Source organism: Pseudomonas sp. S4_EA_1b, from assembly GCF_016307435.1.
In the GTDB taxonomy this organism is placed as follows: Bacteria; Pseudomonadota; Gammaproteobacteria; order Pseudomonadales; family Pseudomonadaceae; genus Aquipseudomonas; species Aquipseudomonas rhodesiae.
Map to the genome: position 1 here is coordinate 1 of NZ_JAEILC010000170.1, position 11,630 is coordinate 11,630.

13 protein-coding genes and 1 pseudogene are annotated in these 11,630 nt (G+C 58.0%); 3 read left to right on the plus strand and 11 right to left on the minus strand.

Annotation, left to right across the window (positions count from 1 at the left end):
* Positions 1-21: 21 nt before the first annotated feature.
* The gene (locus YA0848_RS34525) at positions 22-237 is read left to right on the plus strand and encodes a YgdI/YgdR family lipoprotein (protein WP_014338733.1); all 216 of its coding nucleotides are present in this window, start codon (positions 22-24) and stop codon (positions 235-237) included.
* Positions 238-381: 144 nt separating this feature from the next.
* On the opposite strand, the gene YA0848_RS34530 is transcribed toward YA0848_RS34525, so the two are convergent.
* The gene (locus tag YA0848_RS34530) at positions 382-2,079 is read right to left on the minus strand and encodes a SulP family inorganic anion transporter (RefSeq protein WP_014338734.1); all 1,698 of its coding nucleotides are present in this window, start codon (positions 2,077-2,079) and stop codon (positions 382-384) included.
* A gap of 346 nt (positions 2,080-2,425) precedes the next feature.
* On the opposite strand from YA0848_RS34530, the gene YA0848_RS34535 reads away from it, so the two are divergent.
* Positions 2,426-2,698 carry a LasR-specific antiactivator QslA gene (locus YA0848_RS34535; protein WP_014338735.1) on the plus strand — a complete coding sequence of 91 codons (273 nt, stop codon included), beginning with the start codon at positions 2,426-2,428 and terminating at the stop codon, positions 2,696-2,698.
* Between the two features lie 130 nt (positions 2,699-2,828).
* Here the strand turns inward: YA0848_RS34535 and YA0848_RS34540 are convergent.
* The 10 genes and pseudogenes from YA0848_RS34540 to YA0848_RS34585 form a co-directional block, all read right to left on the minus strand.
* Positions 2,829-3,100 (minus strand): annotated as a pseudogene (locus YA0848_RS34540) (HU family DNA-binding protein).
* Between the two features lie 126 nt (positions 3,101-3,226).
* Entirely contained in the window at positions 3,227-5,977 is a 2,751-nt protein-coding gene (locus YA0848_RS34545; protein WP_184316147.1) for a conjugative transfer ATPase, read from the minus strand.
* Positions 5,977-6,393: a TIGR03751 family conjugal transfer lipoprotein gene (locus YA0848_RS34550; protein WP_198712589.1), complete on the minus strand. Its 417-nt coding sequence runs from the start codon at positions 6,391-6,393 to the stop codon at positions 5,977-5,979. Before YA0848_RS34550 ends, YA0848_RS34545 begins: the two co-directional genes overlap by 1 nt.
* The gene (locus YA0848_RS34555) at positions 6,356-7,873 is read right to left on the minus strand and encodes a TIGR03752 family integrating conjugative element protein (RefSeq protein WP_184316151.1); all 1,518 of its coding nucleotides are present in this window, start codon (positions 7,871-7,873) and stop codon (positions 6,356-6,358) included. The genes YA0848_RS34550 and YA0848_RS34555 overlap by 38 nt, the downstream gene beginning before the upstream one ends.
* On the minus strand, positions 7,863-8,675 hold the full coding sequence (locus YA0848_RS34560; protein WP_184316152.1) for a TIGR03749 family integrating conjugative element protein: 813 nt from the start codon (positions 8,673-8,675) through the stop codon (positions 7,863-7,865). Before YA0848_RS34560 ends, YA0848_RS34555 begins: the two co-directional genes overlap by 11 nt.
* A complete protein-coding gene (locus YA0848_RS34565) occupies positions 8,672-9,313 on the minus strand; it encodes a PFL_4703 family integrating conjugative element protein (protein WP_016978885.1) in 642 nt (213 codons plus the stop codon). Before YA0848_RS34565 ends, YA0848_RS34560 begins: the two co-directional genes overlap by 4 nt.
* On the minus strand, positions 9,310-9,723 hold the full coding sequence (locus YA0848_RS34570) for a TIGR03750 family conjugal transfer protein (RefSeq protein ID WP_184316154.1): 414 nt from the start codon (positions 9,721-9,723) through the stop codon (positions 9,310-9,312). The genes YA0848_RS34565 and YA0848_RS34570 overlap by 4 nt, the downstream gene beginning before the upstream one ends.
* A 7-nt stretch (positions 9,724-9,730) precedes the next feature.
* On the minus strand, positions 9,731-10,102 hold the full coding sequence (locus YA0848_RS34575) for a TIGR03745 family integrating conjugative element membrane protein (protein ID WP_184316156.1): 372 nt from the start codon (positions 10,100-10,102) through the stop codon (positions 9,731-9,733).
* 17 nt (positions 10,103-10,119) lie between these two features.
* The gene (locus tag YA0848_RS34580; RefSeq protein ID WP_184316159.1) at positions 10,120-10,359 is read right to left on the minus strand and encodes a TIGR03758 family integrating conjugative element protein; all 240 of its coding nucleotides are present in this window, start codon (positions 10,357-10,359) and stop codon (positions 10,120-10,122) included.
* Positions 10,356-10,691: an integrative conjugative element protein, RAQPRD family gene (locus YA0848_RS34585; protein WP_184316161.1), complete on the minus strand. Its 336-nt coding sequence runs from the start codon at positions 10,689-10,691 to the stop codon at positions 10,356-10,358. The genes YA0848_RS34580 and YA0848_RS34585 overlap by 4 nt, the downstream gene beginning before the upstream one ends.
* A 303-nt stretch (positions 10,692-10,994) precedes the next feature.
* On the opposite strand from YA0848_RS34585, the gene YA0848_RS34590 reads away from it, so the two are divergent.
* Positions 10,995-11,576, plus strand: a complete 582-nt coding sequence (locus tag YA0848_RS34590) for a hypothetical protein (protein ID WP_184316163.1) — start codon at positions 10,995-10,997, stop codon at positions 11,574-11,576.
* Positions 11,577-11,630: the final 54 nt, after the last annotated feature.

The following is an 11,630-nucleotide window of genomic DNA, read 5'->3' on the forward strand; positions in this document are numbered from 1 at the left end:
CATCAATAATGGAGTTCTGTTATGAAATATGTAAAATACGTCACCTCTACGTTTGCATTCTGCGTATTGGCTGGCTGTGCCACCCCATCGTCGATTGTGCTCAACGACGGCCGCGAACTTCAAACGCTGGATGCGCCAAAATATGACGCAAAGAGTGGTTTCTATGAGTTCAAGCAATTGGATGGTAAATTTCAACGTATTAACAAAGACCAAGTACGGACGATCAAAGACCTGTAAGAAAACTCCACGATATTAGCCTTCGCTGGAATTGTCTGCGGGTGGCCCGCATTCCAGGCAGGTCCTGTTCAGTGCAATAGCCAGGGCAATGCCCTGGCTATTTGGCGTTCTCGAGATGCAAGCAAGGCTTAGCCCTTGTCGATTCTAAAGACCCCGTCCCTTGCTACTGCGATTACGCCACAACCGATAGGCTCTGATGCCCGAACGCACTGAACCAAATAACCTTTCGCCCTCCATCTCCCGCGCAAGTCCCGAACGTATCAGCATGCGCAGAAAACGCCCACGTGCACGGGCGATGCCGAAGTAGATGCCGCGCGCTTTCAGGGTATCGCACACCTCCCTCAGTGCGGCAATACCGCTGACATCTATCGAGCTGACCGCCTCAGCATCGAACAGCACCGCTCGCGGTTGTTCCTCATGCTGCACGGCCTCAAGCAAGCGCATCTTGAAGTAGTCGGCGTTGAAGAACAGGATGGCATCGTCAAAGCGATACACAACCAACCCCTGCACCGTGCGCGCATCCTTATGGTGGCGGATATCGACCTGGCCTTCGATACCCGGCACCCAGCCGAGCACCGCATCGGTGGGCTGGTAGATGCTTTGGAGCAAGCGCAGGATCGCCAGGGTCACGGCGATGATGATGCCCGGCAGTACGCCGACCCCAAGCACGCCGATGGTGGTCAGTACGCACAGCCAGAACTCAAAGCGACTGAGCTTGTAGATCTTTCGCAGTGACTGCACATCAATCAGTCCCCAGCCGGCCATCAGCAGGACCGCCCCCAAGGCGGCCTGCGGAATCCAGGCCAAGGGCGTGGTGAAGGCCAGTAGGATCAAAGCGATGACCGAAGCGGCGATGATCCCCACCAGCTGACTTTTACCGCCGACCATGTCGTTGACTGCGGTGCGCGAGTCGGCACCGCTGATGGCGAAGCCCTGAGAGACCCCGGCGGCGATGTTGGTAACGCCCAAGGCCAGGAACTCGTGGTTGGCGTTGATCGAATAACCATGGCAAGCCGCAAAGCTGCGGGCGGTGAGCATAGCGCTGCAAAAGCTCACGGTGGCGATGCCCAGGGCATCGCGTAGTAGACTTTTCATTTCTTCAAGATTGGTTTTTGGCCAAGCCAATTGCGGCATGCCCGCCGGCACCGGACCCAGAATTGCCACGCCAAAACGGTCGAGGCTAAACAGGCCGACGACCAAGGTTGCGACGGCCACCGTCACTAGCGCCGCCGGTAGGTGCGGGTAGCGACGTGGCAGCCAGATCAGCAAGGCCAGGCCTGCGACGCCGATCCCCAGCGTTGGCCAGTGAATGTCCCCCAAGCGCTGTAGCAGATTGATCAGGCTGAAGATGAAACCGTTGCCCTCGATCTGAAATCCCAGCACTTTGCCCAGTTGCCCTGCCAACAGGCTCAGACCGATACCGTTGAGGTAACCGATCAGGATCGGCCGCGAGAAAAAGCTAGCGATGAACCCCGCCCGTGCCAGGCCAGCACCGATCAGCATTAAGCCAACCAGAATCGTGACGATCACCGACAGTTGCGCCAGACGCGCCGGGTCGCCCATCGCCAGCGGCGCAATCGCCCCAGCGACCATGGCACAGGTAGCGGCATCCGGGCCGACCATCAACTGTCGCGAACTGCCGATCAGGGCGTAAACCATCATCGGCAAAATACATGCGTACAAACCGTACTGTGGCGGGAGGCCGACAATTTGCGCATAGGCGATGGCAATGGGTATCTGGATTGCCGCCACCGACAAGCCGGCCTGCAGATCATGTCGAAACCATTCGCGGCGATACTGCAACAGGTTGGCCAAGCCGGGCAACCAGCGAGAGAGAAACATGCATGGGGCCTTTCGAGTGGTGAGTGGTGGGCTATTGAAGCGCGCAAATATGACTGCTCATTTAGAGTATTAAATCATAAGCATCGCTTTTAGGTCTGCTTCAAGCGACGAAGGTCGCTTCACGAAACAAATCAAAGAAAAACTACTTCTTCGATTGCACGCCATCTAATATCGGCCTGTCAACTCCGCAAGTTGTTATCATTCAATTAATTGATTTTTTGTCCTGCTCAGTTGTCACCCAGGTTTTCACCATTGGCATCTCGGTTATCGAGCGTTTATTTGGTGCCGTTACGCTTTTCGAGGTTGGATTCCACGTCTAACAATAAATCAGACATCTAGGGTGGGTATGGACCAAAACTACATTTCAATTCCTGCGGCGGATGGTTGCCCAAGTCTTCTGACACCTTGGGGCAACGAGTTTGCCTCGATGATCGAACGTGGCGTGCAATGTGCTCAGGCTTGGCTTGATACGCCCGGCGAGATTCCCCTATGGTGGGAACTGGCGCAAACACGTACGACCTTTCCTGTTGGCGACTGTCAAGATGCTTTTGAAACCGGATTCTTGTTGAGAATCCAGCAGCGGCTAAGCAGTGTGTCACCCTGCCCAAATCAAAGCTGAGAAAAACGACGTTTAAGACGGGTTCATACACATGGCTTGGACGGCTCCCGGAGTTCAGCAAGCGTTTCGGCTGCTGAAGCCCAACGCCAGCGCTCTCGCAGAGTTGGTATGGGGTAATCGCCACCAGCGTCTAGTTAACCGCGTCTTTCAGCGACTTACCGGCTTTGAAGCTAGGAATTTTCGAAGCAGCGATCTTGATGGTGGCCCCGTTCGAGGGTTACGGCCGTCGCGCGCTGCACGCGCTTTCACCGCAAAGGTACCAAAACTAACCAAGGTGACGTTCTCACCGCTTTTCAATGCAGTGGATATGATGGTTGTAAGGGCTTCCAGTGCGCGTCCGGCAGTGGATTTCGGGAGGTCGGCAGAGCTCGTTATGGCCTCGACGAGATCGTTTCTATTCATGTACGACTCCTTCTGCTGGCTGAATGGTGACGAGTAATCTACTCAGATAGTTCGGGCATATCCAGCACAACACCGCTCTCCAACTCTGTGCAGATGTAATGCTGTTTAGGCTTAAAAAATCGATACTTACGTCCCGATTCCACGGGCCTGGTCAATGTGCTCAGCTACCAGGTGAGCCGCTTCCAACTCTGAACAGCTGTTCTCCTGCATCAGTGTCCAGCGTTCGGCTTTTTCCTCGGGTTCCGTCATGGCCAGGGCGAGATAGAGGCTAGGTGGCACGACCCGAAACAGCGTTTCGAGCTTCTTCGATAGCACGACCCCCTCAGTGTATTTTCCCGTCTCCTTACTGGCGGAGAGCAGTAAGGCTTTCTGCGCCGGCGTGAGTTTCTTGAACCGTGCGATCTCTTCGATTTCCGCGGGCGGCATGTTCAAACAGATCCACCACTCGATCATGTTGAGCATGGTTTGCGCAGCCGTGGGAAAGTCGGCAAGGTTTTGCGTCGCCAACCAGAACCAGGTACCGAGCTTGCGCCACATCTTCGTGCCCTTGACCACGAATGGCGCCAGCAGCGGGTTTTTGGTGATGATATGGCCCTCGTCGGTGACCATGATGATTGGCCTCCCCTGGTACTGGTCGCGCTCGGCGAGGTTGTTCACGGTATTCATCAGGCTGATGTAGCTGATGGACATCTGTGCCTCGTAGCCTTCGCGAGCGTAAGTGGCCAGATCGACAATGGTCACATCGCTCTCGGGCCAAGGCGTACCTTCGCGATCAAACAGTTCGCCTTCGAAACCCTGGCAAAACAGGTCGATGGACTCGCCCATTTCCTGGGCACGCTCGCGACGCTTCTCCGGCAAGTGCATGTCGGCGGCGACGCGCAGTAAAGCGTCGCGAACGTCGCGGGTCAGCACCTGGCGACCCGCTGCGACACAGGTCTGCGCCGCATCCAGGATGCACTCGCGGATCAGGCTTCGGTCGGCTCGGCTCAGGCGGGCTTCTTCCTTGGCCTCGCCGCCGGTGATCATCAGTCGGGCGGTGATTTCCAGTTCGCCGAGAACATCGCGCTGGTCTTCGCGACTGGCTACCGCCTCATCCTCCCACTCATCGATAGACAGACTCGCCACTTGATCTGGTTGCTCGACCAGACGCCAGGCATCGGCGAACGGGGCGAGCCTGACCGAGGCTCCAGGTTTCAATTGGACCTTGTTAACCGACAGGCCTTGTGTCGCGAAGTAGTCGCCCTGCAAGCCGAAGGAGTTGCCAGCCTCGACGATAAACAGGCGAGGGCGGTACACCGCCATGATCTGCATCAGCAGGGTTACCAGGGTGGCGGACTTGCCGGCGCCGGTGGGGCCGAACAACAACAGATGACCGTTCATGGCCCGGTCCAGGCGTGACAATGGGTCGAAGCTCAATGGCGAGCCGCCACGATTGAACAGGGTGATACCTGGGTGGCCGGTGCCGGTGCTGCGGCCCCACACCGGAATCAGATTCGCCAGGTGCTGGGCAAACATCAGGCGCGTGTACCAGTTGCGCGTGTCGCGGGCCGGGTTGTAAGCCATCGGCAACCAACGCAGGTAGCTATTGCAGGCGGCGACTTCATCGCCTTCGCGTACCGGTTGCAGCCCCGCACCCAACAGCGCATTGGCCAGGCTGACCGAGCGCTGGTGCAACTGCTGTTCATCGTGACCGCGCACGTAGAACGCCAGCGTGCCGCGGTACAACTTGTGCTGGCGACCGATGATCGCGCGAGCTTCTTCGACATCCTGACGGGTCTGGGTCGAAGCCAGGTTTTCTCCAATGGCTTTGCGCGCCAGGCGGTTCAACTGATCCTCAAGTACATCCTGCGGTTTGACCACTAGGGTCAGACTCATTACCGTCCCTTCAGGTAGCTGGTCGAACAGGGCATTCACCGCGTCGCCCTTGCGGGTTTCGCCAGTCAGTTGACCAATTGACGGTGCCCGCCGCAGTTTGTCCACCACCATCACCCGATGGGGTTGGCCGTCGAAGCACCAGAGTCCGCGTTGGACATCCGAACGCGGTTCGTTGAAGAACAGCCGCTCGGCGAAGTCATGATCGAAGGGTAGTTCCAGCGACTCACCTTCGCCCGAATCCGGATAGGCAACGCGTTGGTAGAACGTCTCGGGTGCTTCATTGGTGAGTTTGGGGGCTGGATTGAACCAGGGCAGTAACCAGGCATACAAACCTCGGCCATCGACTCGAGTTGATTGCACCCCGCACGCTTGCAATGAAGCCGTGACCCGTTCGCAAGCCTGTTGCAGGGATTGCGCCGGAGTGAGTCCCGCCGCCTCAGCGTAAGACTCAAGCCAGCGATAGACTACCAGGCGCACCCGGCGGTTATTTCCGCGCCAGGGCAGGCGCGTAACTGCCTTGTCCTCGAATAGACCGCCAGGCTTGGCGATGGCCTTCAGATGTAGACGAGTAAGCTCCAGGTACGCTTCGGTGAACACAGTGCCTCGCGCGCGTTCCTGAATATAATCGGTGAGCCGGGTCAAATAGGGGGTGAAGTCGTTGTCGTCCTGGCAGAAAAACTGCACCACCCAAGGCGCTTGATCCAGCTCGTCAAAGCTATCCTGCAGGACATCCTCAAGGGCATCGCGGGCCGCCATCAGCCAATCGGGTTCGCGCCCTTCGGTGCCGATGGGCAGTAACTCGAACACCGCACCCACCGAGCGATTGTCATCCAGTAGAAAACACTGCTCGGTGTCGAGGTATTCGACCCAAGGCAGGTGATCGGTGAAGCTGGGGTTGTGCGCATAGAGTGCGGCGTCATCGGCCAAGGTGGTGCGCGGGCGCAATGGGTTGCGCCAGGCTTTCCACGCGGGAGTACGATTGCCCGAATCGCCAGTACGCACTACAGGTCTACCTGACGTTCACCGGGTAATGCGTACTGCACACGTTGGTAGAACGGAAAGACGGTCGAGTAGCCCGGGACCGGTGCCTGCTCGGTACCACTCAAATGTGGATACACGTATAGCACCAGATCGGGATTGGGCAGGCGAGGGAACAAGTTGTGGATCTCGTTCGCCGCTGTGCGCGTGTAGGGTTCCTGGAGAGCAACGGAGAAATCTGGCTGGGCCAGCGGACGGCGTAACTGCTGCCGAGCATCCAGCAGTTGCTGCTGAGTGCCTTGCGAACCGGCACCGTTCCAGATGTTCAGCATGGTTTGCTCGCCATGGGGCAGCAGCGTTTCCTTGTCGGTGGAACACCCCGCCAGGACCCAGCAGAACACGCTAATCCAGGTCAGGCAGAGAGGCATGGTCTTTTTCATGGCGAACGCTCCGGCCCTTGGGCTCGTAGTCGATGGTGATCTCATGGTCGAGGTGCAGTGCGACTTGGGCGGCCGGTGGCACGTACACGGCAGCAAAGGCCTCGCCATACAGCTTGTTGATCCACTCCCGGATGTCGCTGACCCCACCACTGAGGATTGAGTTCAGCGCGCTGTTGCCCGTGCTGCTGGTGACCCCGAGCGTACTGCCGCCCGAACTGATCACGCTGCTGTTGTTCTGCTCATCCCCGAGCAAGGCGGCGACACCGGCGCCGGCGGTAGTGATCAGGCTGTGGCTGCCGAGATATTGCTGAGCGTTCGAGCGGCGCTCGCCGGCAATGCAAGGAATGCCATACGGATCGGACAAGTAACCGAGTCCGCCACGAATCTTGTCGGTGTTCGAATTCTGGGTGGTGGAGGCAGTGCGGCTGGCTACCGCCTTTGGCTGAGGCACCGTGCGGATGGTGCCATCGGTAAACACAAAGGTGATTGACTCGACCTGTCCGCGTACGCAAGACAGGGTCCAGTCACCGGACGCCGTGCCGCTCATCACGGCACCCGCGACGTCCGGCAGGTCGATGCCGTTGGCGGTCAGGTTCTCGGGGCCAACCAACACCTTGAAGGGGTAGGGATCATTCACTGTGCCGTCCACCGGGACTCGGCCAATCAGCGCAGTCATCGCGACCGAGCCCATCAATGTCGCGTTTTCGGGAATGGTGTAGACCGGCTTCGCGCCTTCGGTACGATCAACGGATCGCGTCAGGTCACGCTCACCCTGGGTGACCGCTCGTAGCTGTTTCTGGCTGCGATCAATAGAATTATCTTTCAATCTTTCCAGTGAGTTGAAGGCGGCAGGCAGACTCAGGGCGGAGGAGGTCTTGGCTTTGCCTCGGGCGTCGGTGGACGGAGCATCCGAGGGTTCAATCCACTGCATCTCATCATTGGCAGAGTGCCGCCCTTCGAACTGAGCCCCATCGTTCGGCTCAAGCCCCAATCCGATCGGCATGTCCTGGCCTTTGCGGGTCAGCCCCGACAACTGCTCTTGTAATTGCGACAGCAGGCCGCGAGCCTGGCGGCTGTCTTGTTCCGCTTTGAGTCGGGCCTCGTTGGCTTGGCGGCGTCCTTCGTCGACCTGCTGATTCACACTGCCAAGCGCGGCTTGGATGCGCGAGTCGACACTGTTTTCCCGCTCACGCAGGCGGTTGTTTTCCGTCTGCAGCGAATCGTTGTGTTTCTTCAAACCGAGCATGTCGCTGCGCATGGCCTTCACCTGGCCGACCAGGGTGGCGACCGTATCGCGTGGGGTGTCGCCCGCAATGCCGAGCGACTTGGCTTGCTCGGCGGATAACTGAAGATTGCCCTGATCAACTGGGCCCTCTGGCGAGGGCGTGCTGCCACCCGCGACCCAGGTTTTCAGGATGATCAGCACCACGGCCAGCAGCGCCGCCGGTACTAGCCATTTGAGCAAGGCGTTAGCTTTCATCGTCAGCACCTCGCGCAACGGGCGGGAGCATCACGGCTTGCTCGAGGCCGGCACCGCGGGTGACGAGGTAGGCAATCGTGGTGTCTTCAGCGGTGCCGACAGACCCGAGGAAAGCATGCTGGAAGGCCGCGGCGAACAGCTTGGCCTGAAGTCGACGCGGATCGAGTTGTACCGTCTCTGAACCACGATTGCGCAACTTCACCGCCGTCACCCAGTAATCACCGAGTCGCCAGACGGCGATGGGTGTGCTGGACACGTTTTCGGTCGGCAGCAGGGTTGGCAGTTCGCTGCGCAGCTTGAGCGGGACGCGGCGTACACCGGGCAGGGACTCCACGGTGCGCAGCGGCGCGTACAGGCTTTGCGCGGCGTAGCGCGTCAAAGCGACCGGGATCGGTGTGCGTTCTGGAACAGGGACGGCGCTAGATTCCGTCTCGGTAGCTTGCCCCTGAGCATTCTTGAGAATACGTACGGGCTCCAGCGGTTGATCGCCGGGAGTGGCCGCAATATCCAGGAGGATAATCTCGCCCGTCGTGACCGATTGCAGTTGCAGTCGGGTCGGTGCAATGGCTTCTGACGCGCGCAGGTACAGCGTGCCGCCAGTTGATTGCACGCGCAGCTTACCCGTCAGGGTTGAGGGCACCCCAACTCGAACATCCTCATCGACAAATACCACCCGTTCCTGATTGACCACCAGGGGGACCGCGAGGGGGAGGCGTTCCCAGTGCATCAGTTCGACGGCCTGCGCTGCAGCTCCCCACAACATCAGTACGACGGTGAGTCCCAGGGTAGACATCCGCTTCATGGTTCACCTCCAGGCAGGGAGATTTTTTGCGGAGTGCCCTGGTAGCAGTCCAGCGCCAGCCCCCACTTGTTGCGTTCGGGGTCCAGATCAAAGCGCACCACGCGTAATGGATAACGCACCACCACCCGTTTCACCGGTTCGGCGGCGTAATACTCATCGGCATTGAGGTCGAGCTTGACCAGCCAGCTGTCGCGGTCGAGTTGTTTGACCCTGAGTTCCGGATCCTCGCTGTAACCTCGGCCGAGAATTTCGTAGACCCCACGCACCCGCTGGCGCAGCTCACCTGCGGCCTTGCGATACTCATAATCGCCGTCGAGGAAGGCCTTGCAGGCGGGGGTCAGGTAGGACTGCAAGCCATAGATGGCGCGGCGATAATCCTGCTCGCCATCCGAGGGCCAGCGGTTGAGTTGGCCGAAGATGTACAGGGCAAAGGCATAGACATTCTCTGAGGGGATATCCCACCACTTGCGCGTGCTGCCCGAGCGCAGATCCGGGGGTACATGCACGGTCAGATCGGTCGGTGCCGAGCGCCAGCCATACCAAAGTCCGGCACAGACGAGGGCGAGGATCATTACCGCCAGACGCAGGCTGAAGATGTGGGCCTGCTGGGCATCCACCTTGTTCCGAAAACGACTCATGGCTGCCATCGGGACTGGGCAGGGCGCAGTCGACGTGAGCGGCGAACCGTCCAAGCGCCGGAGTGCAGGATCAAACTTCCGCGACCCAGGCGCCAACGGCTGGTGAGTATCCATTCGAGCTTGCGGTACAACCAGGTCTCGGGCCGGGCCCGTTTGGCCCGACGCAATAGCATGCCACCGGCCAATAACACCAGCGCCATGTTCGCGATCATGCTGGTCGGAGCCACAGCAATGGAGGCGGTGGCGATCGCCAGAGGAACGCCTAGCAGCAGGCCAATGACGGCGCCGGTGCCGAGTGCTACCCACATCTCATCATTGGTTAAACCGCGTAATACGGCGGGATCACGATTGAGTCGCTCCGGGAGAAAGGCCAAGGTGCCGTCGGCAAGGCGTTCGATCGTATCGTTCATGTCGACCTCACAGAATCGCGGCGGCCTTGGTCAGGAACCAGATGATGATCACCACCAACAGGGCCCCAATGCCGACCACAGCACCCAAGTCTTTCCAGGTCTTGCGCTGGTTCTGCACGTCGGCGTACACGGTCAGGGAGTGCCAAGCCACACCGAGAAACGCGAGCAGGGCGATCAGCAGGCCGAGCAGGATGCCGCCGTCGTAGGCGTAGTTTTTGATCGTCTCGATCAACCCGGAACCTTCACCGCGTGAAGGCGCTTCCATGGTCGGTAGTTCGGCAAAAGCCAAACTTGGATCGAGCACCAGCAGCAGACCGATCACGCGCTGGTTCGTATGATCACGCAGGTTGCTTTTTAGAGGGATAAGGCACTTGAGCATGACGGTGATCTCCGGTGTTAGGACAGGGTGAAGAACATAAAAACCAGCAAGGTGAGAAATGCGCGTACGGCACTTCCGCCAAACGCGCCGAAGCGGACGGTGCCGGCAGCCCACCCTCGGTAAGCCGTCCACATCACCCATGCACACCACAGCAGGGTTAGGACCAAAGCCAGGGAGATCCACAGCGTCGAGCTGCTCTGCGGTGTGAAGCCGGAAGCGTTTTGGAATGCTGAGGTCTGAGCTTCAGTCATGCTCATGGCGAGGACTCCGCGGACGGAGTATCGAGGCGGTAATCGCCGATCAGTTCACTGGGATCGCGGGGTTGAGCGCGGGAGGGGAACAGGTAGCCCCGTACACCGTGGCGAATGCGTTGGATGTCTTGGAGCAATTGGGGATAGTCGAAGCGATAACGTTCATGGGTTTCAGACTGGTTGGCTGTTTTAGCTCGTGCAGCAAGGCGCTCGATAGTGTCGAACTGCTGCTGAACTAGGCTGAGCTGTTCGCGCTCATGAGCAGATGCGGCATAGCTGCCGGCATGGAACGTCAACAATACGAGCAGTGAGCAGATTCGGAAAAATGTAGTTGGCATGTGGATAGCCCATTTGGAGATGGGGCCAGCATTCAACTAACGTCCAGGCTCAGCAGTAAGAAACATGAAATACGCTGCGTCATTTTTTCGGTATCACGTCTGGTCGCGTAACGAGTTCGGACACCACGTTGAGGTTGAGGGCTATTAAACACGGTGAAATGACGCGATTAGGCTGCAAGTACGGTTTCGATTTCTCATGAAAAACGATTGGTAGCCGTTAACGTTTGATGCCGTTAGCAGCATTGTTGGTGGGGCGCAAATAAGGCGCGGGCGATATCAGTTAACGAAGAGTGAGTGCAGAGAGTGAACATCCATCAAGCAATTCGGCGGTACCGTATTCGACAGGCCGTGGGTTTCTCCTTGATGGTCTTCGGGGCGCTATTTTATTTGGTTTCATCGTTGATTTTTCTGCACCATCAAGCAGAGATTCTCGCGAACACAAAAATTTTTGGGCATTTGGGAGCGGTTGTGCAAAATTTAGTAGCCGATGTTTACCAGGCCACATCACCCTACATCGGTTTTGTATGGGAGCACGCGCCTACCCTCAGCCAGGAAACCCCGCTCAGCTATGGAAATTTGCTTTTTTTCGGTTTGCTGGGTGTGATGATTATTGGAAAGCAAATTCTCCTTTCCGCTAGCCAACTCAAGAGGCGTGTTCAGGTTCAACTCGAACGTCTTGAGGAAGCTCAGTGGCGCAATTCGATGCAAAATGGAGCAGCCACCCAAGTCAACGCAAATCAGATCGGGCAGATCAATTTTTATCAGCAGTCTATGCCGCCGTCCCCAAGCGGTGATTGGTGGCAGCGGCCGTTGGGTATTGTTGGTTTGTCTATTATTGGCGGTTATGTCGTCGCGATTTTGGCCAAATTCACCGGAATGGTTTAACACGTAAGCATTACATTTTATCAAATGTATTTTTTAAACGTCGCCGCGGTGATG

Excerpts from the sequence above, each read along its gene's own strand:
- YA0848_RS34570 (WP_184316154.1), bottom strand. The coding sequence starts at position 9,723 with ATGAACGATACGATCGAACGCCTTGCCGACGGCACCTTGGCCTTTCTC.
- YA0848_RS34535 (WP_014338735.1), top strand. The coding sequence starts at position 2,426 with ATGGACCAAAACTACATTTCAATTCCTGCGGCGGATGGTTGCCCAAGT.
- YA0848_RS34575 (WP_184316156.1), bottom strand. The coding sequence starts at position 10,102 with ATGCTCAAGTGCCTTATCCCTCTAAAAAGCAACCTGCGTGATCATACG.
- YA0848_RS34565 (WP_016978885.1), bottom strand. The coding sequence starts at position 9,313 with ATGAGTCGTTTTCGGAACAAGGTGGATGCCCAGCAGGCCCACATCTTC.
- YA0848_RS34525 (WP_014338733.1), top strand. The coding sequence starts at position 22 with ATGAAATATGTAAAATACGTCACCTCTACGTTTGCATTCTGCGTATTG.
- YA0848_RS34550 (WP_198712589.1), bottom strand. The coding sequence starts at position 6,393 with ATGAAAAAGACCATGCCTCTCTGCCTGACCTGGATTAGCGTGTTCTGC.
- YA0848_RS34560 (WP_184316152.1), bottom strand. The coding sequence starts at position 8,675 with ATGAAGCGGATGTCTACCCTGGGACTCACCGTCGTACTGATGTTGTGG.
- YA0848_RS34555 (WP_184316151.1), bottom strand. The coding sequence starts at position 7,873 with ATGAAAGCTAACGCCTTGCTCAAATGGCTAGTACCGGCGGCGCTGCTG.
- YA0848_RS34585 (WP_184316161.1), bottom strand. The coding sequence starts at position 10,691 with ATGCCAACTACATTTTTCCGAATCTGCTCACTGCTCGTATTGTTGACG.
- YA0848_RS34530 (WP_014338734.1), bottom strand. The coding sequence starts at position 2,079 with ATGTTTCTCTCTCGCTGGTTGCCCGGCTTGGCCAACCTGTTGCAGTAT.
- YA0848_RS34580 (WP_184316159.1), bottom strand. The coding sequence starts at position 10,359 with ATGAGCATGACTGAAGCTCAGACCTCAGCATTCCAAAACGCTTCCGGC.